The organism is Neisseria flava, from assembly GCF_982712965.1.
This window is the reverse complement of record NZ_CEXQBZ010000123.1, coordinates 1-25469: the sequence shown is the minus strand read 5'-3', so window position 1 is coordinate 25469 and position 25469 is coordinate 1. Positions and strand designations below refer to the sequence as shown.

The window sequence follows — 25469 nt, the reverse complement described above, 5'->3', positions numbered from 1 at the left end:
AATTTTGCGGTTGGACGGGTTCACATTAAACCGAGGCGGCATTGCCTCGATTTGCTTTGATTTTTCGTTACTTTTTAATGAAGGTTGACCATAAATTGAAATAAAATGATAATCCGTATCATTAACTTTCTAAATTTCTTCTTCGATGACGCCAAGCTCGCCGAACTTTGGTTTGTCCGCCGTCCGGGCAGCAACGGCATTGTCCACAGCATCGAAGCCTATGACGACCGCCGCAATTTGGTGCTGCAACTGTTTGGCAGACCCGCCGATGCGGAGGCGGAATCCGAAGCGTGGCGCGCGTTGATTGCCGAAGTGCGCCAAAAATACGGGCTGTAATCTTTTTTGAACCCACACCTCGTCTGAAACCTTGTTTTGGGTTTTCAGACGACCTCCAAACCCCGCAAACCATACGGAAACATTATGAAAAAACACATCTTCGCCGCCGTCCTGACCCTGCTTGCCGCCCATGCCGCCGCGCAGCGTGTCGTTATCCTGACGCCCGACGTTGCCGACATCGCCGCCAAACTCGGTGCAGACAAAGAAGTCGTCGGCATCCACGAGTTCAACCGCAACCCCGCCTATAAAAACACGCCGTCCATCGGCTTTTACCGCAATTTCTCCGCCGAACCCATCATCGCCAAAAAGCCTGATTTGGTCATCGGAAGCTGGATGGCGAAACCTGACGGTATTTACGCCCAACTCAGCCGCGCCGGTGTCAAAGCGGAAAACGTCAATTCAAACGAAACGCTGGAGCAATACCAGCAAAGTTTCGCCCGCATCGGCAAATTGTTGGGCAAGGAAAAGCAGGCGCAGGCTTTGGCGCAGCAGTTTAAAAACAGCATCAAGGCGCAACCAGCCAACGGCAAACGCTACATCCTCAGCTACGACGGCCGTTATGTTGCGGGTAAAAACACCGTCGGCGACGTACTGATCCGTCTCGCGGGCGGGACGAATGCGGCGGCTTCGGTGGACGGACTCAAACCGTTCTCGCGCGAGGGCTGGCTCAATGCGAAACCTGACGTCATCATCATCGCCAAACACAATGAAAAAGCCCTCGGCGGTCTCGACAAAATTATGACGCGCCCCGAAATCGCCTCCAGCCCAGCAGGGAAAAACAAACGCATCTTGTTCTGGCAGGCGGATGACTATATGCGCTACGGCCTCTACACGCCCGACATCGTCCGCAAGCTGCACGATTTAGGGAAATAAGGCACGGTCGTCTGAAAGTTGCGTGATGGCACGAAGTCGGATGGGCAATCCGGCTTTTTGTCGGTTTCAGACGACCTTCTTTTGCCGTCGTTGTTTCGGAACGGATGCACATGAAGGCAGCCGCGTTCCGTGTGCGTTTATCGTGAACAGGTCGTCTGAAAACGGGCAACGGCGAATCCGTCGGCGTTTCGCAGCCGCTGCCGAAATAATCTTCAAAGAATCACAACATGAAAAAATGGCTTCCGGCGTTGCCGGTTTTATCTTTGTTTCTGATCTGGTTTTGCGCCGGAGTGGGCGAGGGCGGGTGGAGCAATCCGCTTGCCGCCGATCCCGTGTTGATGGAAATCCGCCTGCCGCGTATTTTTGTCGCTTTGCTGGTCGGTGCGGCACTTTCCGCCAGCGGCGCGGCGTTGCAGGCATTGTTTGAAAACCCGCTTGCCGACCCGAGCCTGATTGGTACGTCGGGCGGCGCGGCGATGGGCGTGGTGCTGGCGATTGCGATGGGCTGGAACATCGCCGTGCCGCTGGCGGCATTTGCGGGTGCGTTTGCCGTCTGCATCCTGATTCTGCTCGGACACCGTCTGGTCGGCGGCGGCAAGCTGGGGCTGTTGGTCATGGGTTTTGTGGTCAGCGCTTTGTGCGGCGCGTTGGTCAGCCTGATTCTCTTCCTTTCAGACGACATGGCATTGCGCAGCGCCATGACTTGGCTCTCGGGCAGCTTCTCCGAAGCAGGTTTTGTTTCGCCCGCTTACGCAGGCGGCGTGATGCTGGCAGGCTTGGTCGTGTTAGCCGCCGTCGGACGCCGTCTCGACTATCTGCTCTTGGGCGACGAAACCGCGCACACTATGGGCATCAGTGTCGCCGCCACCCGCGTGGCAACCATCATTGGTGCGGCTTTGATGACCGGCGCCGCCGTCTCGCTCGGCGGCATCATCGGTTTCGTCGGCATGATGATACCCAACGTATTGGCGCAGGCAGTCGGCGGCTCGCGCACCCGCCTGATTATCCTGTCCGCCGCCGTCGGCTCGATTTTTATGTTGCTCGCCGATACGTTCGCCCGCTGGGTGGTGTACCCCATCGACCTGCCCGTCGGCATCGTCATCGCCATTTTGGGCGGGCCGTTTTTCCTGTGGCTGATTGTCAAAGACCAAAGGAGCTGACATGGCATTGCTGATCGAAAACTGCACCGTCAAAGCCGGAAAACGCACCATCCTGTCTTTGGAACGCGCCGAATTTCCCCAATGCGCCGTCAGCGCGGTCATCGGCCCCAACGGCGCGGGCAAGTCCACCCTGCTCAAACAGTTCCTCTACCATCCGCAAGCAAGCTGGTGTGGAACGCCCATGAAGGACGCGCTCAGGCAACATAAAATCGCCTGGGTCGGGCAACACGAACATTTCAACCTCCCCATGACACTGTCCGAATACGTCCTCATCGGACGATACCCCAAACTCGCCTGGTATCGGCGGCCCAAACAGGCGGACAGCCGACGCGCCCAAGCCCTGCTCGAGCATTTCGACCTCGCCGACCTGCAACACAAACGCATCCAAACCCTCTCCGGCGGCGAACAGCAACGCGCCGCCGTCATCCGCGCGCTGTTGCAGGATGCCGAAGTCCTCTTTCTTGATGAGCCGACCAACCATCTCGACGTCCGCTATCAACACAGCCTGATGCAGCACCTTACCACCTTGCCCGAACAAGGCATGACCGTCGTCATGGTGTTGCACGACCTCAACCTCGCCGCCCACTACGCCAGCCACATCACGCTGATGAAAAACGGCAGCATCACCGCCGCAGGCGCAACCGCCGACATCATGGACGCCGAACGCCTCAGCCAAACCTACGACTGGCGCATCCTCGAATGCACCGCCAACGGCAAAACGTGGTTTCAGGCGGAGACTTTGTGAGGGGTCGTCTGAAAAGCGGTTGTATCGCGGGTGGTTTGTAAAATGAATCTCCGCAAAAAGGTCGTCTGAAATTTTCAGACGACCTTCCTTATACCTATTTACACGCTTTCTTCACAACAAACCTTCCGCTTTAACCCAAGCCAAAATATCGGCTTCTACGGCTTCGGGCGAACCGGGGTTGTCGATTTTGACGCCGTATTCGTCCGCGCCGAGTTCTTCCAGAATTTTCAGTTGCGAATCCAGCATTCCCGCCTTCATGTAATGCCCTTGGCGCGCCATCATGCGCTCGAGGTTGATGGCTTGCGGCGGTGTCAGGTGGATGAAGGCGGTTGTGCCTTGCGCGCCGCGCAGGATGTCGCGGTATTGGCGCTTCAAGGCGGAGCAGGTAACGATGGTGTACGCCGCGCCGCTTTGCGCCTGTTCCGTCATCCAGTCGCGCAGGTTGCGCAGCCACGGATAGCGGTCTTCGTCGGTCAGCGGGATGCCCGCGCCCATTTTGTCGCGGTTGGCTTGGGTGTGGAAATCGTCGCCTTCGGCGTAGGGGCATCGGTTGAGGTGTTTTTGCAGGGACAGGGCGGCGGTGGTTTTGCCGCAGCCGCAAACACCCATCATCACAAAATGCGTCGTCATGTTTTCTTCCTTTGTTTGAGTGGAAAGATACAGTGGATTAACTTTAAACCGGTACGGCGTTGCCTCGCCTTAGCTCAAAGAGAACGATTCTCTAAGGTGCTGAAGCACTAAGCGAATCGGTTCCGTACTATCTGTACTGTCTGCGGCTTCGTTGCCTGATCCTGATTTTTGTTAACCCACTATATAAGGTCGGGCAGACGGTTTAGAGTGTCTCAAAACCGTTTTCAGACGACCTCAAACCACGGCAAACAGCAGCGCCGACACTGAAAAGCCGATGGCGGCAATCAGCGTTTGGTTGACTGTCCATGTTTTCAGCGTGGTCGGTACGTCCATATCCAAAAGGCGGCCGACCAGCCAGAAGCCCGAGTCGTTGAAGTGGCTGCAACCGACCGAGCCTGCCGCGGTTGCCAAAACGACGCAGGCGAGTTGCCAGTCGTTGAAGCCTGCGGCGGCAACGGCGGGTGCCATCAATGCGGCGGCAGTCGTCAGCGCAACGGTTGCCGAACCTTGCGCGATGCGCAACGCCAAAGCCACCAAGAAGCAGCCCAGCAATACGGGGATGCCCAAATTTGCCATGCTGTCCGCCAACGCCTGACCGATGCCCGATGCGCGCAACACGCCGCCGAACATGCCGCCTGCGCCGGTAATCAGAATGACCGAGCAGACGGGGGCGAGTGCGCCGTCCACCGTTTTTTCCAGTGCGCTCGCCTTCACGCCGCGTTTGCTGCCCAAAACATAAAGCGCCACCAAAACCGAAATCAACAGTGCGACCGGAGTCGAGCCGATCATGCGCGCCACCTGTACCCAATGTTCGTCCGCGCTGACGACTTTTTCACTAATTAAGGTGGACAGACCTGTGTTCATAAAAATCAACAGCATAGGAATCAACATAATGCCGACCACGGTCGAAGCCTTGGCAGGCGTTTGCGGCTGGTCGTTGTCCACCGCGCCGCCGCTGAGCAAATCGGGAACGTGCACGCGGATGGTGCGTCCCAAAACCTGACCCAGTAGATAACCGCTGACATACCAAGTGAACATGGCGACGGGCAGCCCCAAAATCAGCACCTGACCGATGTTCGCCGAATAAAATTCCGAAGCCGCAATCGGGCCGGGGTGGGGCGGCAGGAAAACGTGCATCACCGAAAACGCGCCGATAGACGCCAGAGCGTAAGGCAATACGTCCTGTTTCATGCGCCGCGCCGTCGCAAAGACAATCGGCAGCATCACCACCAATCCCGCATCAAAGAAAATCGGGAAGCCGAAAATCAGTGAAGCCACGCCCAAAGCAAACGGCGCGCGTTTTTCGCCGAACATCCGAATCAGCGCATCCGCCAGCGACTGCGCCCCGCCCGAAGTTTCCACCAGCCGCCCGAGCATCGCGCCCAAACCGACCAGCAAAGCCACGCTGCCGAGCGTGCCGCCGAAGTTTTTCAGCAGAACGTCGTTCACAATCTTATCCATCGGCAGCCCCGTCGCTACCGCCGTCAGCAGGCTCACCGACACCAAGGTCAACAGTGCGTGGACACGCAGTTTCACAATCAACAGCAAAATCAGCACAATCGCCATCGCCGCAATACCCAGCAGCCAGCCCGCGCTCAAGGTCTGAGTCCAACCGTCCATTTTGAAGCCTTTCTTTGTAATCAGAATACAAGGTAGTTAAGGTTTTTCAAACGTATCAAATAGACCATAGCATGATTTGCAACGGGGCGGTATGGCGGGTTTTCGGATGGGTTTAAGTATTTATTTTTTCAAATGGATTTGAATAATGAGAGTAAGTCGGGCGGTGTCATTTACTCTTGGTAAGAGAGGGAGGGTCATCTGAAAACGTAGTTTGCTTTCATGAACAAAGAAGGCAGGCGTGGATATTTTCTATTTTTCTAATCCGACATGGATTCAGAATAAGAAAACAGTTTCTTTTTTAAATACAATGATTTTTCAAAATTTTGTCCTGATGGGGCTAACATACTGCAATGCTTGTTGACCGATATGACGTGGGTTTTGCCAGCAGAAAAACGCCTATGTGGGATTCAAATCATTATGTTCAGCCCCTAGATTACTGGCTAACAAAAAACGTCGTCTGAAAATTTTCAGACGACGTTTTTATTATTGAATCAAGGCTTATTCGGCGGCAGGTTTTACCGTACTGCGGACATCGCCGCTTTTTTCTTTGTGTTTCAACACTGCGCGGTCGAGTTTGTCCATCAGAACATCGATGGCGGCGTACATATCTTGTTCAACGGCCTCGACGTGTAGGTCTTTGCCCGCCAAATGGATGTCTGCTTCAGCCTGTTGATTGAGTTTTTCCACGGAAAGGGTAATGGTAACGGAAATGGCGTTGGCTGCATGGCGGTTGATGCGTTCCAATTTTTCGGAAACGTAGTTTTTGATGGCCTCGGTAACGTCGAAATTCAGACCGGTGATTTTCAGATTCATAATACAGCTCCTTCGGTGGGTTCAGTCCGTCAGAAACGGAACGGGAAAACTGCGGTTTAAAACTGTCATTCGGTAAGTTTGCGTTTGTGTGCCGGCGGGATGTCGAGCGACTCCCTGTATTTGGCGACGGTGCGGCGGGCGATGTCTATGCCCTGTTGTTTGAGGAGGCGGACAAGGGTTTCGTCGGAATGGGGTTTGCTGCTGTCTTCGTTTTCGATAATCTGCCCCAAAACGGCTTTAATCGCGCCTTGGCTCAGGCCTTCTTTGTCGCCTTCGGAATTGACTGCCTGAGTGAAGAAATAGCGTAACGCAAATAGTCCGCGCGGGCAAGACAAATATTTTTGGTTGGCGGCGCGCGAAATGGTGCTTTCGGCAAGCCCCAATTCGGCGGCTGCGTCTTTCATGAGCATGGGTGCGAGTCCGATTTCGCCGAAGATGAAGAAGTCTTCCTGATTTTTGACGATGTATTCGGCAAGGCGGATGACGGTGCTTTTGCGCAGTTCGAGAGAGTCGATGCGCTGCTTGGCTTCGTTGATTTTTTCTTTCCACTCGGGTGCGCCGTCTTCTGCGGATTTCATCAGTTCGCAGTATTCGCGGTTGAGTTGCAGCTTGGGCCAGGCGGCTTCGTTGCCGATGACTTTCCAGCCGTCTTTGCCTTCTTTGACCCAAACGTCGGGCTGGATGTAGGCGGTCGGTTCGGAGGAGGCGAAACCGTAGGCGGGGTAGGGGTTGAGCGTGGCGATGATGTCGAGTGCGGCTTCTATGGTTTCGCTGTCGATTTCGGGAAAGAGTTTGCGGAAGCGGATGATGTTTTGTTTGCGGTTTTTGCCTAAATCGTGCAGCGAACTTTGGATGAGGTGGGCGGCCGCCTGACGCGCGGGGCTGGCGGGCAGGCGCATGAGTTGGAGCATCAGGGATTCGGTCAGGTCGGCGGCGGCAACGCCGGGCGGGTCGAAGGTCTGCAAAAGGTCGAGGGCGTTTTGCAGCTCGTCTTCGTCCAGCATCCATTCCAAGGGCGTGTTGTCGATAACGTCTTGAATGCTGTCGGTGAAATAGCCTTGGTCGTCCAGGAAGTCGATAAGGATGTGGACGTAGGCGGCTTCTTTGTCGGAAAGAGGGTGTTCGCACACTTGGGCGTGCAGGTATTGGTTGAAATCTTCTTCTTTGGCGATGTTGAGCCACGCATCTTCGGCATCGTCGCCGCCGAGGTGGTTGCTGCGCGGCATGGTGGTACCGTGATTGAACTCTGCGTCTGCAAATTCGTCGGCTTCGGGACGTTCGAGCAGGGGATTGTCCTGCAACCAGTCTTCGACTTCGCGTTCGAGTTCGATACCGGACATTTGCAGGATGCGCAGGGATTGTTGCAGACGTTGGTTGAGTTGTTGGGTCTGCCTGAGTTTGAGGCCGAGTAAGGTCATGGTGCAATGTATGTTGATTGTTTTTTATATTTCGGACGGCATTTGCCCTCGAGTTTGGTTCGATGGCAAAGAGGTCGTCTGAAAAGGTTTTATGGTGTGTTTGGCGTTTTGGGGAACGCCGTTTTGTTTTTTATTCGATATGTGTATTTCAACACTTTACACTTAATGCGTCAACTCACTTTGGGTGGTTTTATTATTTAAAAAAACCGCACAATCAATTGTGCGGTTTGTCATTGTCAGTATTTGAAGTTTTCACCGAGATAGACGGAGCGGACTTGTTCGTTGTTGACCAAGTCGTCGGGCTTGCCGGAGGCGAGGACGGTGCCGTCGCTGATGATGTAGGCTCTGTCGCAGATGCTGAGGGTTTCGCGTACGTTGTGGTCGGTAATGAGTACGCCGATGCCGCGCGATTTGAGGAAGTCGATGATTTTTTGGATGTCGATGACGGCGATGGGGTCAACGCCGGCGAAGGGTTCGTCCAAGAGGATGAAGCGCGGCTGCATGGCGAGTACGCGGGCGATTTCGACGCGTCGGCGTTCGCCGCCGGACAGGGAGGGGGCGGGGTTGTAGCGCAGGTGGCCGATGTTGAGGTCGGCAAGCAGTTTTTCGACTTCGCCGTCGATGCGGCTTTTGTCTTTGGTGCTGATTTCTAAAATGGCGCGGATGTTTTGTTCGACGGTCATTTTGCGGAAAATCGAGGCTTCTTGGGGCAGGTAGCCGACGCCGAGGCGGGCGCGTTCGTGTATGGGCAGGTGGCGCAGTTCTTGTCCGTCGAGGGTAACGCTGCCTGCATCGGCGGCGATGAGTCCGACAATCATGTAGAAGCTGGTGGTTTTGCCTGCGCCGTTGGGACCGAGCAGGCCGATGACTTCGCCGCTTTCGATTTCGAGGGAGAAGCTTTTGACGACTTGGCGTTTTTTGAAACTTTTTTGCAGGTTTTGAACGACGAGGCGGCTGGTGTTTTCGCTCATAAATAACTCTTGGTTCGGAGGTCGTCTGAAAATGTTGTTTGGGGTTTTTGCTGCGTTGGTTTTCAGACGACCTTTTGTGTTGTCAGATATTGGTTATTTAGTTTTTTGGGTGCTGGACGGCTGGATGACGACGCTAACCCTGCCGGATTTGGCGGCGGATTTGGCGCCTGATTTCGAGCTGCCGTTGATGGTATAGACTTCGGTTTTGGTGTTGTAGGTGATGACTGCGCCTTCGGCAACGTCGCCGCCGCGTTGGACTTTGGCGTTGCCGGTCAGGGTAACGAGGTTGATGGCGGAGGAGTAGGTTACGTTGTTGGCTTGTCCGTTAACCGTGCCTTTGTTGTCGTCGAGCGTCTGGCTGAAGCGGACGGGTGATCCGCTGGCTTTCATGAACTGTTCGCCTTTGTCGTTGCGGGAGACGTTGACGCTGCCGGCGCGGATGTTGAGCGTGCCTTGTTTGATGATGACGTTGCCGGTGAAGGTGGTGCTTTGGTTGTTTTGGTCGAGCGAGCCTTGGTCGGCTTCAATCTGTATCGGCTGCTTGCTGTCGCTTTGCAGGGCGTAGGCGGGGGCGGTGGCGAAAAATGCGGTTAAAACACATGCCTTACATATTTTTTGTATCATAAATCGTGGCTTTCACTCTGGATGGGAAGTTCAACAAACCTTTTTTGTGGTCATACGTCAGACCTTCGGCGTTGCCGCTCGATTCGCCGTATTGGAAGGTAACGGGCGTGTCGGTTTGGGCGTATTGCGATTCGGTGTCGACGTGCAGGAGATCGGTTTTGACGACGCCCGCCTGCCGCTTGGCATCGGCGGCTTTGGTCAGGACGACGTTGTGTTTGAACAGGAGTTGTTTGGTTTGGGTGTTGTATACGGCTTCGTCGCTGCCGACGTCGTAAAGCCGGCTGCCTTCTTGGAAGAAGACGAGGTGCGGCAGCTCGAAATGTACGTCGGTGCTTTCGGGAAATTGTTTCGCCCCTCTTGCGCTCAGATGTTCTTTCAGACGACCTTGTTCGTCAAACCGCCGCCCGTCTATGCCGCCCATCGTATATTGCGGCTGGTTGGGGTTGAGTTTGACTTCTTCAATGTCGATTTCGCTGATGCGCCCCAACCATGCCGACAATCCGCCAAGCGCGACCGCCAGTACCAAAGGGAATGCGATTCCGTACCGCCATCTTACTTTCATTTGATGTACTCGTTCAAAGCCGCGCCCAGCGTACCTTTCGCGCGCATAATCAGGTCGCACACTTCACGCACCGCGCCTGCGCCGCCCGCCTGTTTCGTAATATAGGCGGCGTGTTGCAGCGTAAACCAATGCGCGTCGGGGACGGCAACCGGCAATCCGCAGCGCACCATCACCGGCAAATCGACCACGTCGTCGCCGACAAAGGCGCACTCGGCTTCTTCTACGCCTGCCTGCGCGCGCAATTCTTCATAGGCGGCGCGTTTGTCCGAAATGCCTTTGAAGTAGTAATTTATGCCCAACTGCTTGACGCGGATGCCGACGGAGGGCGCGTCCCGACCTGTGATAATCGCAGTCTGCACGCCGCTTGCCTGAAGCATTTTCAGACCGTGTCCGTCCAGCGTGTGGAACGATTTGATTTCTTCGCCGTTGTCGCGGATAAAGATGCGACCGTCGGTCAAAACGCCGTCCACATCCAATATCAGCAGCTTGATATGCGCCGCGCGCTGTTGCAGCTCGGGGTCTAAGGTTTGCATAGTGTTTCCTTGCGGATTGCCAGGTTTCAGACGACCTATTCTAACATAAAGGTCGTCTGAAAACGGTTAGCCTGTGTTTGTGGGGATTAATGCGGTTTAACGGTTATGGGGCTGCTTTATAACTCTATAATATGTGTCTGTCGGGCAAAGGTCGTCTGAAACCTGAGATTTGGGTTTTCAGACGACTTTTTGATATTGAAGTCAGGTTGGTTTGATACTGTAACACCCTGTTTCAAGAAAACATCAATCCTGTCCGGGCATTGTCAGTTCGCTCAAGCCTGGGAGATCGGCGAAGCTGCGTTCGCGGACGATTTGGCAGAAGTTGTCGAGATAGCTTTTGTCTGCGTCTTCGGTGCGCGTGGCAGCGTAGAGTTCGCTTTGCAGACCGTTGGCGGTGATTTGGCGGTGGACGACGTAGCCTTTTTCGAGATAGGGCATCACGGTCCAGTAGGGCAGGGCGGCGATGCCGCGTTTGCTGGCGACGAGTTGGATGATGGCGATGGTCAGTTCGCTGCGGCGGCGCGGCGGGTTGATGCCTTTGGGTAACAAGATTTTTTTGGGCAGGTCGAGCATTTCGTCGGGAACGGGGTAGGTGATGAGAGTTTCGCCGATGAAGTCTTCTGCCTCCCAAACGGTTTTGGCGGCAAGCGGGTGGTCTTGGGCGCAAATGCCGACCATTTCGTAGGCGAACAGGGGGCGGAAGCTGATGCCGTTTTGCTTTTCGGCTTCGGATACGATGGCGAGATCGGCGCGGTGTTGCAATAAGAGTCCGACGGGGTCTGCCTGAAAGCCGGAAACGATGTCTAATTCGACTTGCGGCCACATGGGTCGGAATTCGCCCATCGCGGGCATGAGCCAGTCGAAACAGGTGTGGCACTCGACTGCCAGGCGCAATTCGCCTGCTTCGCCTTCGATGATGCGGGCAAGGTCGCGCTCGGCAGCGGAAACTTGCGGTAGGAGTTCGCGTGCCAGCCGCAACAAGCGTTCGCCGGCGGGCGTAAAGCGCAAGGGCGTGGATTTGCGCTCAAACAGGGGGGTGTCGTAATAGTTTTCAAGCGCGCGGATTTGGTGCGAAAGGGCGGATTGAGTCAAAAAGACGCGCTTGGCGGCAAGGGATACGCTGCCGGTTTCTTCAAGTGCCAGCAATGTTTTGAGATGGCGCAGTTCGATGATGGAATCCATTGGTTTTTACGCTTTCAGACGACCTTTTGAGACGGGCAATATTAAAATATTTCATGCTGGGATGTAAATGCGGGCGCGTGTTGAACGGTATGGGGATTGGGGGGCATCATGGTTTGCGGTTAGAATGTGCGTCCGATTTTGTATGAATGCGGTGAATTGATTTGAAACAGGGATGGCATTGTTTCGTCTTGTTTTATGAAATTTAATCCGCTATGTGTTGAAAGGAATGATATGGCGAAACGCAACGATATTTTGGCGTGGTGCGACGAGGTGTTGCAGGTCGGAATGTTCAAAGACTATGCGCCCAACGGTTTGCAGGTCGAGGGCAGGGCGGAGGTTGGCAAAATAGCGACATCGGTAACGGCAAGCAAGGCGGCGGTCGATTTTGCTGCGGAGCAGGGCGCGGATATGCTTTTGGTGCATCACGGAATGTTTTGGAAAAGCGAGCCGGTAACGATTACGGGCTGGAAAAAAGCGCGCATCGAAACATTATTGCAACACCAAATCAATATGGCGGGCTACCACCTGCCGCTGGATGCACACCCTGTGCTGGGCAACAACGCGCAGCTTGCCGATAAGTTGGGCTGGGAAGTCGAAAGGCAGTTCGGCGAACAGAACCTGTTGAATATAGGTCGTCTGAAAACGCCGCAGACTTTGGCTGAATGGTTGCAACACATTGCTGCAGCGTTGGGGCGGCAGCCCGTAGCCGTCGGCGATATGTCGCGCGAAATCAAACGCATCGCATGGTGTACGGGCGGTGCGCAGGGATTTTTTCAGACGACCATAGACGAAGGTGTCGATGCTTATCTGACCGGAGAAATCTCGGAAGCGCAGTTTCACCTTGCCAATGAAACAGGCGTTGCCTTTGTCAGCGCGGGACACCATGCGACGGAACGTTACGGCATCCGCGCCCTGGGCGAAGCCGTAGCTCGGCATTTCGAGTTGGAAATCTGTCATTTCGACGAAGATAATCCCGCCTAAGCCTTGATAATCGTCATGAAAATTTACCTTAATTTAAATAATGCTTTGAGTATCACGGCAAACTAGGTAGAATTACATCGTTTAATGGCTCGGTATTCCCAAAATTTTAGGACGACTGAATAATGGATAATCAAGAAATCAATAGCGGTCGCCGCCGCTTTCTGACGCTGGCTACATGCGGCGCGGGCGGTGTGGCGGCTTTGGGCGTAGCTACGCCTTTCGTGGCAAGCTTTTTCCCGTCGGAAAAAGCCAAGGCCGCAGGTGCTGCCGTCGAAATCGATGTCAGTAAAATCGAATCCGGACAAATGTTGACTGCCGAATGGCAAGGTAAGCCGATTTGGGTGGTTAACCGCACAGATCAGCAGCTCAAAGACCTGAAAAGTTTGAACGGCGCGGTTGCTGACCCTAATTCGGATGCGGATCAACAGCCCGAATATGCTAAAAACGAGACCCGTTCGATTAAGCCGAACATCCTTGTAGCCATCGGTATCTGTACCCATTTGGGCTGCTCGCCGACCTACCGTCCTGACGTTGCCCCTGCCGATTTGGGTGCAGACTGGAAAGGCGGTTTCTTCTGTCCGTGCCACGGTTCGAAATTCGACATGGCAGGCCGCGTGTATAAAGGTGTTCCTGCACCGACCAACCTGGTTGTTCCGCCCTACAAATATCTGAGCGATACGACAGTCTTGGTAGGCGAAGACTAAAAATAAGGAACGATAATTATGGCAAACCAAACCAATAACAAAGCAAAAGCATTGTTAGACTGGACGGACGCTCGTTTCCCTCTGTCTAAAATGTGGAATGAGCATTTGGCTCAATACTACGCGCCGAAGAACTTCAACTTCTGGTACTACTTCGGTTCTTTGGCTCTGCTCGTCCTCGTAATTCAAATCGTCAGCGGTATCTTCCTGACCATGAACTACAAACCGGACGGCAACCTGAATGCCTATCACCTGCCTGCTGCCTTTACCGCAGTAGAGTACATTATGCGCGACGTGTCCGGCGGCTGGATTATCCGCTACATGCACTCCACCGGCGCATCTTTCTTCTTCATCGTCGTATACCTGCATATGTTCCGCGGCTTGATTTACGGTTCGTACAAAAAACCGCGTGAATTGGTGTGGATTTTCGGTTCCCTGATTTTCTTGGCATTGATGGCCGAAGCCTTTATGGGCTACCTGCTGCCTTGGGGTCAAATGTCCTTCTGGGGCGCGCAGGTGATTATTAACCTGTTCTCCGCCATCCCTGTTATCGGTCCTGATTTATCCACTTGGATCCGCGGCGACTTCAACGTTTCCGACGTTACCCTGAACCGCTTCTTCGCACTGCACGTTATTGCTGTGCCGCTGGTGTTGCTCGGTTTGGTCGTGGCACACATCATCGCCCTGCACGAAGTGGGTTCGAACAACCCTGACGGCGTGGAAATCAAGAAACTCAAAGATGAAAACGGCGTTCCGCTCGACGGCATTCCTTTCCATCCGTACTACACCGTCAAAGACATCTTGGGCGTTGTCGTATTCCTGATTGTTTTCTGCTCCGTATTGTTCTTCGCCCCTGAAGGCGGCGGCTACTTCCTTGAAGCTCCGAACTTTGATGCGGCAAACGCGCTGAAAACACCGCCGCACATTGCACCAGTATGGTACTTTACCCCGTTCTACGCTATTTTGCGTGCGATTCCTTCATTCCTCGGTACTCAGGTTTGGGGTGTAATCGGTATGGGTGCGGCAGTTGTCCTGATTGCCCTGTTGCCTTGGTTGGATAAAGGTGAGGTGAAATCCGTCCGCTATCGCGGCCCAATCTTCAAAACTGCGTTGGTTCTGTTCATCATTGCCTTTATCGGTTTGGGTATTTTGGGTGCGATGGTAGCAACCGATACCCGTACTTTGGTTGCGCGAATCCTGTCCTTCGTTTATTTTGCATTCTTCCTGGGTATGCCGTTCTATACCAAACTGGATACAAACAAACCGGTTCCGGAACGCGTAACCATGAGCACCACTAAACAAAAAATTATGTTCTTTGTTTATGTCGGTATTACCGCAGTAGGTGCTTACCTGTTTGCAACCAATATCTGATGAGGGCAGCGAAAATGAAACATACCCTGAAAAACTGGTTTGCTGCCTTGTTACTGGCAGTGCCTATGAGTGCCGCCGTCGCCAGCGGTGGCGGACACTACGAAAAAGTTGAGATTGACCTACGCGACCAAGTCAGCTTGCAGCGCGGTGCTCAAATTTTCACCAACTACTGCTTATCCTGCCACTCGGCAAGCGGTATGCGCTTCAACCGTCTGAAAGACATCGGTTTGACTGATGAAGAAATCAAGAAAAACCTGATGTTTACGACAGACAACGTCGGTGATGTCATGTTGGCAGCGATGAATCCTAAAGATGCTGCCAAATGGTTTGGTGCGGCTCCTCCGGATCTGACGCTGATTGCCCGCTCTAAAGGCGCGGATTATCTGTATGCCTATATGCGCGGCTTCTATAAAGACCCGACCCGTCCGAACGGGTGGAACAACGTCGTATTCGATAAAGTCGGTATGCCACACCCATTGTGGGAGCAACAAGGCGTTCAAGCAGTTGAGTTGGATGCCAAAGGTCAACCGATCATGGTTAAAGATGAGCATGGCGTATCGAAACCCAAACTTTATTGGGAATCTACCGGTGTACACAGCCGTCGCTTGCCAAACGGTAAAGTCATCCAAACAGAGTACGATAATTATGTACGCGATTTGGTGAACTATTTGGTTTACATGGGCGAACCGGCGCAACTTCAGCGCAAACGTACCGGTTATATCGTGTTGATGTTCTTGTTTGCAGTGATGCTGCCTTTGGCATACTTCCTGAAAAAAGAATATTGGAAAGACGTGCATTAAGTCTTGTAATGAAAAAGGGCAAACCCAATCGGGTTTGCCCTTTTTATGATTAAAGAATTAATAGTTTGGACTTTGCACATTTCGGATAATTTCAGACGACCTTTCGACCTTTACCGTGTGGCAGTGATGATGAGTCGGCAGGAAATGGTGGCTGATAATGTTTTTAATGTTTGTTTAAACTGACCATAGAACCTAAGTTAAGTATTCAAGCAATCATCTGCACGGCTCGTCTGATTCAGGTTTTGCACATACATTGCAGTCACGATTGTGAGTGAAGAGGAATTCTTGCCATTTGCCGGTCAGTGCGTTGTAAGTTTTCAGTTTGCCGTGTGCCGGTTCGCCCGCGCTGGTGAGGATTTTAAGGGCTTCTGCGGCTTGGGTCGCGCCGATGATGCCGACCAACGGAGAAAATACGCCGAACAGGGCGCAAGCGCCGTCATCGGCGGTATCTCCGTCAAACAGGCAGGCGTAGCAAGGGCTGTCAGGCAAATCGGGACGGTACACGGCAATTTGTCCCTCAAAACGCACGGCAGCGCCGGAAACCAGCGGGGTACGGGTGGCGACGGCGGCGCAGTTGATGGCTTGGCGGGTGGGGTAGTTGTCAGTGCAGTCGAGGACGATGTCGGCGGTATGCATGAACTCGGTCAGGCGGGTTTCGTCCAGTTTTTCGGTCAGTGCGGTAATGTCGCACGCGCTGTTGACGGCTTTCAGACGACCTGCCATCACTTGCGCTTTGGCTTGTCCGATGTCGGCTTCGGTGAAGGTGGTTTGGCGTTGGAGGTTGGTATCGTCTATGGTGTCGTGGTCGGCGATGATGAGTTTGCCAACGCCTGATGCGGCAAGGTACGGGAGTGCTGCCGCGCCCAGCCCGCCGCAGCCGACAACGAGAACGCAGGCGGCAAGAATTTTTTCCTGTCCTTCGATACCGATTTCGTCGAGAAGGATGTGGCGGCTGTAACGGAGCAGTTGGTGGTCGTTCATGATGAGGTCGTCTGAAAGAGGTTGTATCGGGGAATTTTATAGCAAATGGGATTTGGAAAGATACAGTAGATTTGTGCGGAAACGGAGATTCCTATTAATGGGATTCTATGCCGGCAAACTTTGTTTTCATCAAGAATGGTTATTATTCGAATAAATATTGTCTCTTTTTGTAGTAAATGTTATCGTTAGCACGATTTTTGGTTTGTATCAGAATTTTATTAAGGTGTTGCCTGATTTATTTTCAGACGACCTTGATTGCCATAACAGCAATTTTGTCCTTTGCCATATCCTGAAGCGATGAGGTATTTAGGATGAGATTGTTTTAAAAGACGCCGAAATTCAGAGTGTCCTCTCATGCTGTAAGAGGGCGAAGATGCATTACATTGCCGAACATGGCTGTTGCCGTGTTTTAAATATTTCACATTTTTTCCTTATGTCCGTCAAACCTTTATCTTTAAATTTAATCAACTGCTTTGTGCTGGTGGTGCTGTTTCTCGTCAGCCTGTCGGTGGGCGTCGGCGATTTCCGCTGGGCGGATGTGTTTCGCTGGACTTTGTCTGACAGCACGGAATTGATGCTGGTCAGCCGCCTGCCGCGCACGTTTGCGATTGTGCTGACGGGGGCATCGATGGCGGTGGCGGGGATGATTATGCAGATTTTGATGCGCAACCGTTTTGTCGAGCCGTCTATGGTGGGCGCAAGTCAGAGCGCGGCGTTGGGTGTGTTGGTGATGACGCTGATGTTTCCGGCTGCCGGGCTGACGGCGAAAATGTCGGTGGCGGCTGCGGCGGCGTTGGCGGGGATGCTGGTGTTTATGATGCTGATACGCCGTTTGCCACCGACGGCGCAGTTGATGGTGCCGCTGGTAGGGATTATTTTCGGCGGCGTTATCGAGGCGGTGGCGACGTTTATCGCGTATGAGTTTGAGATGATGCAGATGTTAAGCGTGTGGCAGCAGGGCGATTTTTCGGGCGTGCTGTTGGGGCGTTACGAATTGTTGTGGCTGACGGGCGGCTTGGCGTTGGCGGCGTATTTGATTGCCGATCAGCTGACGATTTTGGGCTTGGGCGAGACGGTGAGCGTGAATCTGGGTCTGAACCGGACGGCGGTGTTGTGGGTAGGTTTGGTGATTGTCGCGCTGATTACGTCGCTGGTGTTGGTCACGGTCGGCAATATTCCGTTTATCGGGCTGGTCGTGCCGAACATCATCAGCCGCCTGATGGGCGACAAGCTGCGCCAAAGCCTGCCTGCGGTGGCTTTGCTCGGTGCGTCGCTGGTGCTTTTGTGCGATATTTTGGGACGCGTGATTGTGTTCCCGTTTGAGATTCCGGTCTCAACCGTGTTCGGTGTGTTGGGTACGGTGTTGTTCTTGTGGATTTTGTTGAGGAAGCCTGCCCATGTCGTCTGAAAACAAGCGTAGCGCGCTTCGCTCGAACAAGGTTGCGTTTATGCAGGGCTCTTCCCGTCCGCTGTGGGCGGCGTTTATCTTGCTGCTCGCTTGTTGCACCTTGTTCCTGACTTTGAACATCCAAGGCGATTGGGATTTTGTGTTGCAGCTGCGGCTGACCAAGCTGGCGGCTTTGCTGCTGGTGGCGTATGCGGTCGGGGTTTCGACCCAGCTTTTCCAAACGTTGACGAACAACCCGATCCTTACGCCTTCGATTTTGGGCTTCGATTCGCTGTATGTGTTTTTGCAAACGCTTTTGCTGTTTGCCTTGGGCGGGGTGGGCTATACGTCGCTGCCGCTGACGGGCAAGTTCGGCTTTGAGCTGGTGATGATGATGGGCGGTTCGCTGCTTTTGTTTTACACGCTCATCCGGCAGGGCGGACGCGATTTGTCGCGCATGATTTTGATCGGCGTGATTTTCGGGATTTTGTTCCGCAGCCTCTCTTCGCTGTTGACGCGCATGATTGATCCGGAGGAATTTACGGCGGCGCAGGCGAATATGTTTGCGAACTTCAATACCGTCCACAGCGAGCTTTTGGGCGTGGGCGCGCTGATTCTGCTGGCGAGCGCGGTGGTGGTTTGGCGCGAGCGGCACCGTCTGGACGTCCATCTTTTGGGACGCGACCAAACGATTAATTTGGGCATAAACTACACGCGCAATACTTTGTGGCTGCTGCTTTGGATTGCCGCGCTCGTGGCGACGGCGACGGCGGTGGTCGGGCCGGTCAGCTTCTTCGGACTGCTGGCTGCCGCGCTTGCCAACCATTTTGCCCCGAGCGTGCGCCATAGCGTGCGGCTGCCGATGACGGTGTGCGTCGGCGGCATCCTGCTGGTCGGCGGGCAAACCGTGTTCGAACACCTGCTCGGCATGAAGGCGGTGTTGAGCGTAGTGGTTGAATTTGCGGGCGGGCTGGTGTTTTTATATTTGGTGCTGAAACGCAAGCGATAGGTCGTCTGAAAACTTTTCCAGCCTGAATTCAGGCGGTAATTCATCATTTCCAGACTGTATTTTGATTTTGTACACCCTTTAAATTTAATAGGGGGTGTGAAACTAAATATCGAGTTTATACTCATAGTAAACATCACTTTGATTACTATCAGGTATGAGTTATGAGTAAAGTGTTGAAATACCGTCCTGATTTGGACGGGATACGGGCATTGGCCGTTTTATCCGTCATCGTATTTCATATCGATCCCCAATGGCTGCCGGGCGGTTTCTTGGGCGTGGATATGTTTTTCGTGTTGTCGGGATACCTGATTACGACCATTATCAGTCGCGAGATTCGCGACGGCAGTTTTTCGTTTCTCGAGTTTTACAAACGCCGCGCCAAACGTATCTTGCCCGTTTTTGCCTGTGTATTGCTTTGCACGACGGTCGTTGCCGCCATTTTCTTTTTGTCTTTCGATTTGCGCCAATACGTCAAATCCGCCGTCTATGCCTTGCTGTTTGCCGCCAATCTGTTTTTTGCGCGCCGTGGCGGTTATTTTGATGCGGATGCGACGGAAAAGCCGTTGCAGCACATTTGGTCGCTGTCGTTGGAAGAACAGTTTTACTTTATCTTCCCCGCGTTGCTGATTTTGTTTTTCCGTATCAGCAAACGGCGCAATGTGCGGACGTTTATCCTTTTGCTGATAGTCATCAGCCTGTTTTCCGCGCTGTTGCCGACCTTGGGCATGGAAGCGTATTTCCTGCCGCACGTACGCGCTTATGAGCTGTTGGTCGGTTCGCTGTTTGCCTTTATTCCGTCCGCCGAACAAAACGACAAAGCCAGTACGCCGCTGTTCGGATGGCTGATGATGGCGGTCATCGCCGCCACGCTGGTGCTGCCTTACGGCGTCCTGCCCGGTGCGGGAAACATCGAACGGCTGCTTTGCTGTCTGGCGGTCGGCGGTTTGATTTATTCGGGCAAATCATTGCAGATGCAGGAAGGCTTCAATACGTCCAAATTGTTGAGCTTCAAACCTGTGGTGTTTATCGGGTTGATTTCGTATTCGCTGTATTTGTGGCACTGGGTGGTGTTGGCGCTTATGCGCTACATTTATATGGACGCGCAGCTTCCGCTTGCCGCATCGGCGCTGGCTGTGATCATCATGCTGTTGTTGTCGGTGTTGTCTTATTATTTTGTGGAAACACCGGCGCGGAAGGTAAAGAATTTTACGACGGTGAAATTCAAATGGAGCATTGCGGCTTATTTCGCGCTGCTGATTCCCGCGACAGCCTACCTGATGACCGCCAAACCCGCCGCGTTTGAAACCACTTTGTACAAGGTTGATGAAAGCAAAATCTGTGCGGACACGCTGACCAAAACCGACTGTGCCGTCGGTACGGCAAACAAAAAGCCTGAAGTTTTGGTCATCGGCGACTCACATGCCGCGCATTTAAGCCCGTTTCTCGACATTGTCGGCAAAAAAGAAGGCTGGTCGGCGGACGTCATCACGTCCAACAGCTGCGCCACCGCGTTCGGATTTATCCTGCCCGACAGCGACCGCCGCGCCGACCGCTGCAATCCGTATAACAGTTTTATCGAACAAAAAACCAAAGACTATCCTGTCATCATCATTTCGCAACGCTGGTTCCTCCATACCGCCAAACCGGAATTTTTGGAAAGGTTCAACACAATGCTGGAGGATTTGGTGAAGGCGGGCAAGCAAGTGTACGTTTTGGCCGATACGCCTATGGACGGGCAGTTGCCGTTGCGGCGTTATTATCTGAGACAAAAGCTCGGCATCGACATCCATTATGTTTCAGAGGATAAAAAGGCAGAAATCCGCGATTCCGCCAAGTCTGAAGACGAAGTCGAAAAAATCGTGAAGCAGCACCGCGGCGTGCAGTGGGTGGACTTTATGCAGTACATCCCCGCGGACAAACTCATAGACGGGCTGCCGGTGTACTTCGATACCAACCACCTCAACCCGTTCGGTTCAAGTAAAATTGCCGAAATGTTTATCAACGATAAACGCACCCTGTTGAAATAAGCACAAAGGTCGTCTGAAAACAGATTCAGACGACCTCTTTAAAGTAAAAGGATACCGTATGACTCAAGAACATTTCCCCGAATTTTTCGAGCAAGCCCCGACGCTGACCGTCCAAGACGCGCTCGCCGAATTTCTCGGCGCGGCAGAGGAGGGCATCATGCAGTATCGCTACGCCGATGCCGTCCGCCTGTGCGGACACTCCTGCCCCACTGTCGCAGGCGCGTATCTCATGACGCTTAAAGGCCTGAAAGCACTTTACGGCAGCGACCTGCCGCAGCGCGGAAGAATCGAAGCCGCCATGCAGGGTGCGCGCGACGAAGGCACGGTCGGCGTTACCGCATCCGTCGTCCAACTCTTAACCGGCGCCGCTCCCGAAACGGGCTTCGGCGGTGTCGGTCCGCAAGGACGCTTCGCCCGCCGCAACCTGTTGAGTTTCGATGCCGACATCGAAGGCACGCTGACCCTGCGTCGTAAAGACAACGGCAAAACCGTCGCCGTCAGCCTCAACGCCGCCATGCAGCCCTTCGCCCCCGAAATGCGCGACATCATGCCCAAAGCCGTCAGCGGCACCGCCACCGCAGAAGAACTCAAACGCTTCGGCGAACTCTGGCAGGCGCGTGTCAAAGCCTTCTTGATTGATTTGGCAGACAATCCCCAATTCGTCATCGTTCGCGAAATCTGAAGCCCATCATTTTCAGACGACCTCCCATGTTCTGAGGTCGTCTGAAAACAAATCCACACATCAAGTCCACTCATGATTACCATCCGCAACGTCAGCTTCCACATCGGCGGCAACCCCATCCTCAACAACGTCAGCCTAGACATCCCCGAAGGCGGCATTACCGCGCTCATCGGCCCCAACGGCGCAGGCAAATCCACGCTCCTCTCCTTCATGGCGCGCCTCCGCCCGCTGGAGCAGGGCAGCATCAGCTACGCCGGCAAAGATGTTTCCACCACACCTACCGCCGAGCTGGCAAAAACGCTCTCCATCCTGACCCAAGAAAACAGCGTCATGAGCCGCATTACCGTGCGTGATCTGCTCATGTTCGGGCGTTATCCCTACCACCAAGGCAGACCGACCCCCGAAGACCTCGCCATCGTCGAAAACGCACTTTCCGAGTTCAAACTGGACAGCTTTGCCAACCGCTACCTGACCGAACTCTCCGGCGGACAACGCCAACGCGCCATGATTGCCATGGTATTCTGCCAAAGCACCGATTACGTCCTCTTGGACGAACCGCTCAACAACCTCGATATGTACCACGCCCGCGCCCTCATGCAGCTGCTCCAACGGCTGACCCGCGAACACAAGCGCACCACCGTCGTCGTCCTGCACGACATCAACCAAGCCGCCGCCTACGCCGATCACGTCGTCGCCATGAAAAACGGGCAAGTCGCCATGACCGGCACGCCAAACGACATCTTTACCGCTGAAAATATTAAAGATTTGTTTGATATGGATGTGGACGTATTGGACTATCAGGGCAAGAAACTGATTGTCCATCACGTTTGAGGTGCGGATGCGAAAAGGTCGTCTGAAAAATTTCAGACGACCTTTCATCATCAACCCCAACGTAACCCCGTTTTCAGACGACATCAAGCTGCGGCTGAATGTAAAGCGTGTTTGATGGGGAATAAGTACGGATGAGTCGGGAAAACTTTAGAACGCATCGGCAAGAATGAATCTTTGTTATTGAAAAACCTACCGGCAGGCTTCAATCAGGAAAAACATGAAGCAGCAAGGGAATGGATTTATTGTTGGCAGCATTGGACCTTTTGGAAAAGGTGTGAGGTATTCTATGAACAACTGGAAGCAGTTTATATTTTTCGTAATATTGGTCATAGCTTGTTATCAATTTCTATATTTTTTATCTGATATGTTCCTTCTCGGCTATATCAATAAATACAGTTGGAATTTGAATTTTATTCAGGGGACTTTGAATTTTCTTTCAATATTTCTTCCCTATGTTTTTGTTAGACGAATTTTCAGGAAAACCAATCAAGAAAAGGAAGATGCAAATAATTGAAGTTCAACTTCATGAATTAAAGCCGGTTTCATATTGAACCAGGAGACTGATGGCGAACCGAAAATAGTAAGATTCCTGCCGTCATTCCCGCGCGGGCGGGAAATTCATAGGAAATTTTACGAAATAGGCGTTTAAAAACCATTGCTGAATTCAAAAGCCGATTTTCAGAGCGGGAAAGGCGGCAGGATGGGCAGTATCTTTTAATCTGCGATGTCCGTTTCGCTCCGCCCCAAAACCATCGCATCCCCGTAGCTGAAAAAACGGTATTCATGTTCGACCGCATGGCGGTACACTGCGCGGATGTGTTCCATACCCGAAAACGCGCTGACGAGCATCAGGAGCGTGGATTTGGGCAGGTGGAAATTGGTAATCAGGTGGTCGATGACGCGGAAGCGGTAGCCCGGCGTGATGAAAATATCGGTATCGCCCTGTCCTGCTTTCAGACGACCTGTCTCGCGCGCGGCGGATTCGAGGGCGCGCATGGAAGTGGTGCCGACTGCCCAAACTTTGTTTCCACGCGCATGGGCGGCTTCGATGGCGGCGACGGTTTCGGGCAGTACGTCAAACCATTCGCTGTGCATCTTGTGTTCTTCGATTTTGTCCACACGCACGGGCTGGAACGTTCCTGCGCCGACGTGCAGGGTGACTTCCGCCGTTTCCACGCCTTTGGCTTTCAGACGACCTAAAAGCTCGTCTGTAAAATGCAAACCTGCCGTCGGCGCCGCGACCGCGCCCTGATGTTTGGCATAGATGGTTTGATAACGCTTGTCGTCATTCGCGTCGGCAGCGCGTTCGATATAGGGCGGCAGCGGCAAATGGCCGTTTTGCTCCAAAAGTTCGTAAACGGTTTGTTCGCCTTCAAAACGCAGGCAGAACAGTTCGTCCGCACGCTCAACCATGACGGCACAAATATCGCCTTCGAAAATCAGCTTCGTGCCGGGCTTGGGCGATTTGGACGAACGGATATGCGCCAGCGCGGTGTGGTTGTCCAAAACGCGCTCTATCAAAGCTTCGATTTTGCCGCCACTCTCTTTTTGCCCGAACAGCCGCGCTTTCATGACTTTGGTGTTGTTGAACACCAAAACGTCGCCCGCCTCAATATAATTAGGCAAATCGCCAAACGCCCGGTCTTGCAGCGGCATATCGGGTAGTGCGACCAAAAGGCGGCTGCTGCCGCGCACTTCGGGCGGATGCTGGGCAATTAATCGGTCGGGCAGGGTGAAATCGAAATCGGAAATGTCCATAATCTTATTTTGATGCTTACAAATTTTGTCAGGCGGTCATTATACGCATTTCCCCGCGGGCTTGGCGTTTCATGCGAGAAGTCGTCTGAAACGCCAATCCCGCAATATTTTGCGTCCGAACAAGGCAATACGGTATCATTCGTTTTGTTTCAAACGCCACCGCATCAGAGAGAACAACATGAATATTCCCGCCATTTCCGCCGCAATCGAAGCAGTAAAAATCCCCGGCACCGAGCGCACGCTCGGCAGCGAAAAAGCCGTCAAGCTGTTGGAAGAACGTTCCGACGGCCTTTATATCGGACTGAAATTCGGATTCCCCGTCGGTCATATCGCTGCCGACATCGCCAACAGCCTGCAAGAAGCCGTCATCGGCATCACAGGCGACGCGCATATCCATCTCAGCATTGACACTGAAATCACAACGCACAAAGTACAGCCCGGTGTCGCCACCATCAAAGGCGTCAAAAACATTATCGCCGTTGCATCCGGCAAAGGCGGTGTCGGCAAATCCACCACCACCGCCAACCTCGCCACCGCCATGGCACGCATGGGCGCGCGCGTGGGCGTGTTGGATGCCGATCTCTACGGCCCCAGCCAGCCGACTATGTTGGGCGTGCAAGACCGCAAACCCGACCAAAAAAAACAAAAACTAATTCCCGTCGAAGCCGACAGCGGCATCCAAGTGATGTCCATCGGCTTTTTGGTCGATACCGACCAAGCCGTCGTTTGGCGAGGCCCGATGGTAAGCCAAGCCTTGCAGCAGTTGATGTTCCAAAGCGAGTGGGACGAAGTGGACTATCTCTTCATCGACCTGCCGCCGGGTACAGGTGACATCCAGCTCACCCTGTCGCAGAAAATCCCCGTAACCGGCTCGGTCGTCGTTACCACACCGCAAGACATCGCCCTGATTGACGCGCGCAAGGCGGTGGATATGTTCCACAAAGTCAATATCCCGATTTTCGGCGTACTGGAAAACATGTCGGTACATATCTGCTCCAACTGCGGTCATGCCGAAGCTATTTTCGGTTCTGAAGGCGGCAAAAACTTGGCAGGTCGTCTGAATGTCCCGCTGCTCGGACAACTCCCGTTAAGCCTGCCCGTGCGTGAAGCAATGGATGGCGGCGCGGCGAAACAGTTGTTTGACGACCATCCCGCTATTGCCAAAATCTATACCGACGCGGCCTTCCAAATCGCACTGACGATTGCAGACAAAGGTAAAGATTTCAGCAGCCGCTTCCCAAAAATTGTAGTGGAATAACGGGCAGAGGTCGTCTGAAAGCCTTTCGAACGGTTTCAGACGATCTTGTGGTGCTGAAGATTATGCAAAAGCGAATAATCGGAAAATCAAATATTTAAAGATTTAATCTTGTTGTTTTGAGAAAATTGCTTGACACGAAAAATCTCGCCTTCTATAATTTGCAGCTTATCGGGTCGTTAGCTCAGTCGGTAGAGCAGCGGACTTTTAATCCGTTGG

27 protein-coding genes are annotated in these 25469 nt (G+C 53.3%); 16 read left to right on the top strand and 11 right to left on the bottom strand.

What is annotated here, in order from left to right; genetic code table 11:
• Positions 1-105 precede the first annotated feature (105 nt).
• The 4 genes from AC5M9B_RS09085 to AC5M9B_RS09070 all read left to right on the top strand — a co-directional run bounded on the left by AC5M9B_RS09085 (position 106) and on the right by AC5M9B_RS09070 (position 3114).
• Positions 106-336 (top strand): ChuX/HutX family heme-like substrate-binding protein, encoded by a 231-nt coding sequence (locus AC5M9B_RS09085; protein WP_080613438.1) that lies wholly within the window; start codon positions 106-108, stop codon positions 334-336.
• A gap of 84 nt (positions 337-420) precedes the next feature.
• Positions 421-1209: a heme/hemin ABC transporter substrate-binding protein gene (locus AC5M9B_RS09080; protein WP_070496050.1), complete on the top strand. Its 789-nt coding sequence runs from the start codon at positions 421-423 to the stop codon at positions 1207-1209.
• Positions 1210-1436: 227 nt separating this feature from the next.
• Positions 1437-2369, top strand: a complete 933-nt coding sequence (locus AC5M9B_RS09075; protein ID WP_070512486.1) for a FecCD family ABC transporter permease — start codon at positions 1437-1439, stop codon at positions 2367-2369.
• A gap of 1 nt (position 2370) precedes the next feature.
• Positions 2371-3114, top strand: a complete 744-nt coding sequence (locus AC5M9B_RS09070; RefSeq protein ID WP_146736668.1) for an ABC transporter ATP-binding protein — start codon at positions 2371-2373, stop codon at positions 3112-3114.
• Positions 3115-3225: 111 nt separating this feature from the next.
• On the opposite strand, the gene AC5M9B_RS09065 is transcribed toward AC5M9B_RS09070, so the two are convergent.
• The 9 genes from AC5M9B_RS09065 to AC5M9B_RS09025 all read right to left on the bottom strand — a co-directional run bounded on the left by AC5M9B_RS09065 (position 3226) and on the right by AC5M9B_RS09025 (position 11467).
• The gene (locus AC5M9B_RS09065) at positions 3226-3744 is read right to left on the bottom strand and encodes a gluconokinase, GntK/IdnK-type (protein WP_070655893.1); all 519 of its coding nucleotides are present in this window, start codon (positions 3742-3744) and stop codon (positions 3226-3228) included.
• A 234-nt stretch (positions 3745-3978) separates the two neighbouring features.
• Positions 3979-5364: a GntP family permease gene (locus AC5M9B_RS09060; protein WP_070655895.1), complete on the bottom strand. Its 1386-nt coding sequence runs from the start codon at positions 5362-5364 to the stop codon at positions 3979-3981.
• Between the two features lie 498 nt (positions 5365-5862).
• Positions 5863-6177 (bottom strand): ribosome hibernation-promoting factor, HPF/YfiA family, encoded by a 315-nt coding sequence (gene hpf, locus AC5M9B_RS09055; protein WP_003743812.1) that lies wholly within the window; start codon positions 6175-6177, stop codon positions 5863-5865.
• Positions 6178-6242: 65 nt separating this feature from the next.
• On the bottom strand, positions 6243-7595 hold the full coding sequence (rpoN, locus tag AC5M9B_RS09050; protein WP_009312811.1) for an RNA polymerase factor sigma-54: 1353 nt from the start codon (positions 7593-7595) through the stop codon (positions 6243-6245).
• 236 nt (positions 7596-7831) lie between these two features.
• Entirely contained in the window at positions 7832-8566 is a 735-nt protein-coding gene (gene lptB / locus AC5M9B_RS09045; RefSeq protein ID WP_146736667.1) for an LPS export ABC transporter ATP-binding protein, read from the bottom strand.
• 93 nt (positions 8567-8659) lie between these two features.
• Positions 8660-9190, bottom strand: coding sequence for a lipopolysaccharide transport periplasmic protein LptA (gene lptA / locus AC5M9B_RS09040; protein WP_003766057.1), 531 nt, complete (start codon positions 9188-9190; stop codon positions 8660-8662).
• Complete coding sequence (gene lptC / locus AC5M9B_RS09035) at positions 9171-9752, bottom strand: LPS export ABC transporter periplasmic protein LptC (RefSeq protein ID WP_070495990.1); 582 nt, start codon at positions 9750-9752, stop codon at positions 9171-9173. The genes lptA and lptC overlap by 20 nt, the downstream gene beginning before the upstream one ends.
• A complete protein-coding gene (locus tag AC5M9B_RS09030) occupies positions 9749-10285 on the bottom strand; it encodes a KdsC family phosphatase (RefSeq protein WP_003743819.1) in 537 nt (178 codons plus the stop codon). Before AC5M9B_RS09030 ends, lptC begins: the two co-directional genes overlap by 4 nt.
• A 243-nt stretch (positions 10286-10528) precedes the next feature.
• Positions 10529-11467 carry a LysR family transcriptional regulator gene (locus AC5M9B_RS09025; protein WP_016686599.1) on the bottom strand — a complete coding sequence of 313 codons (939 nt, stop codon included), beginning with the start codon at positions 11465-11467 and terminating at the stop codon, positions 10529-10531.
• A gap of 231 nt (positions 11468-11698) precedes the next feature.
• Here AC5M9B_RS09025 and AC5M9B_RS09020 point away from each other — a divergent pair, with 231 nt between their 5' ends.
• The 4 genes from AC5M9B_RS09020 to AC5M9B_RS09005 all read left to right on the top strand — a co-directional run bounded on the left by AC5M9B_RS09020 (position 11699) and on the right by AC5M9B_RS09005 (position 15320).
• On the top strand, positions 11699-12448 hold the full coding sequence (locus tag AC5M9B_RS09020) for a Nif3-like dinuclear metal center hexameric protein (protein ID WP_146736665.1): 750 nt from the start codon (positions 11699-11701) through the stop codon (positions 12446-12448).
• Positions 12449-12570: 122 nt separating this feature from the next.
• Positions 12571-13152: a ubiquinol-cytochrome c reductase iron-sulfur subunit gene (petA, locus tag AC5M9B_RS09015; RefSeq protein WP_003761390.1), complete on the top strand. Its 582-nt coding sequence runs from the start codon at positions 12571-12573 to the stop codon at positions 13150-13152.
• Positions 13153-13170: 18 nt separating this feature from the next.
• A complete protein-coding gene (locus AC5M9B_RS09010; protein WP_107825466.1) occupies positions 13171-14520 on the top strand; it encodes a cytochrome b in 1350 nt (449 codons plus the stop codon).
• A gap of 14 nt (positions 14521-14534) precedes the next feature.
• Positions 14535-15320 carry a cytochrome c1 gene (locus AC5M9B_RS09005; protein WP_186805660.1) on the top strand — a complete coding sequence of 262 codons (786 nt, stop codon included), beginning with the start codon at positions 14535-14537 and terminating at the stop codon, positions 15318-15320.
• Positions 15321-15533: 213 nt separating this feature from the next.
• On the opposite strand, the gene AC5M9B_RS09000 is transcribed toward AC5M9B_RS09005, so the two are convergent.
• Positions 15534-16301: a HesA/MoeB/ThiF family protein gene (locus AC5M9B_RS09000; RefSeq protein WP_146736663.1), complete on the bottom strand. Its 768-nt coding sequence runs from the start codon at positions 16299-16301 to the stop codon at positions 15534-15536.
• Between the two features lie 433 nt (positions 16302-16734).
• On the opposite strand from AC5M9B_RS09000, the gene AC5M9B_RS08995 reads away from it, so the two are divergent.
• The 7 genes from AC5M9B_RS08995 to AC5M9B_RS08965 all read left to right on the top strand — a co-directional run bounded on the left by AC5M9B_RS08995 (position 16735) and on the right by AC5M9B_RS08965 (position 22751).
• The gene (locus AC5M9B_RS08995) at positions 16735-17709 is read left to right on the top strand and encodes an ABC transporter permease (RefSeq protein WP_146736680.1); all 975 of its coding nucleotides are present in this window, start codon (positions 16735-16737) and stop codon (positions 17707-17709) included.
• Positions 17699-18697 (top strand): iron chelate uptake ABC transporter family permease subunit, encoded by a 999-nt coding sequence (locus AC5M9B_RS08990; RefSeq protein WP_082054515.1) that lies wholly within the window; start codon positions 17699-17701, stop codon positions 18695-18697. The genes AC5M9B_RS08995 and AC5M9B_RS08990 overlap by 11 nt, the downstream gene beginning before the upstream one ends.
• 161 nt (positions 18698-18858) lie before the next feature.
• Positions 18859-20724 (top strand): acyltransferase family protein, encoded by a 1866-nt coding sequence (locus AC5M9B_RS08985; protein ID WP_146736662.1) that lies wholly within the window; start codon positions 18859-18861, stop codon positions 20722-20724.
• Between the two features lie 58 nt (positions 20725-20782).
• Positions 20783-21406: an FmdE family protein gene (locus AC5M9B_RS08980; RefSeq protein WP_146736661.1), complete on the top strand. Its 624-nt coding sequence runs from the start codon at positions 20783-20785 to the stop codon at positions 21404-21406.
• Between the two features lie 72 nt (positions 21407-21478).
• Positions 21479-22237 (top strand): iron ABC transporter ATP-binding protein, encoded by a 759-nt coding sequence (locus tag AC5M9B_RS08975; RefSeq protein ID WP_146736660.1) that lies wholly within the window; start codon positions 21479-21481, stop codon positions 22235-22237.
• Positions 22221-22352 (top strand): hypothetical protein, encoded by a 132-nt coding sequence (locus AC5M9B_RS08970; RefSeq protein ID WP_261765148.1) that lies wholly within the window; start codon positions 22221-22223, stop codon positions 22350-22352. The genes AC5M9B_RS08975 and AC5M9B_RS08970 overlap by 17 nt, the downstream gene beginning before the upstream one ends.
• A 171-nt stretch (positions 22353-22523) precedes the next feature.
• The gene (locus AC5M9B_RS08965) at positions 22524-22751 is read left to right on the top strand and encodes a hypothetical protein (protein WP_029609675.1); all 228 of its coding nucleotides are present in this window, start codon (positions 22524-22526) and stop codon (positions 22749-22751) included.
• Between the two features lie 200 nt (positions 22752-22951).
• Here AC5M9B_RS08965 and queA read toward each other — a convergent pair whose 3' ends face one another.
• Positions 22952-23995, bottom strand: a complete 1044-nt coding sequence (gene queA / locus AC5M9B_RS08960) for a tRNA preQ1(34) S-adenosylmethionine ribosyltransferase-isomerase QueA (RefSeq protein WP_487648532.1) — start codon at positions 23993-23995, stop codon at positions 22952-22954.
• A gap of 178 nt (positions 23996-24173) precedes the next feature.
• Between queA and apbC the strand changes: the two genes are divergently transcribed.
• Positions 24174-25253 (top strand): iron-sulfur cluster carrier protein ApbC, encoded by a 1080-nt coding sequence (gene apbC, locus AC5M9B_RS08955; RefSeq protein WP_146736658.1) that lies wholly within the window; start codon positions 24174-24176, stop codon positions 25251-25253.
• Positions 25254-25469: the final 216 nt, after the last annotated feature.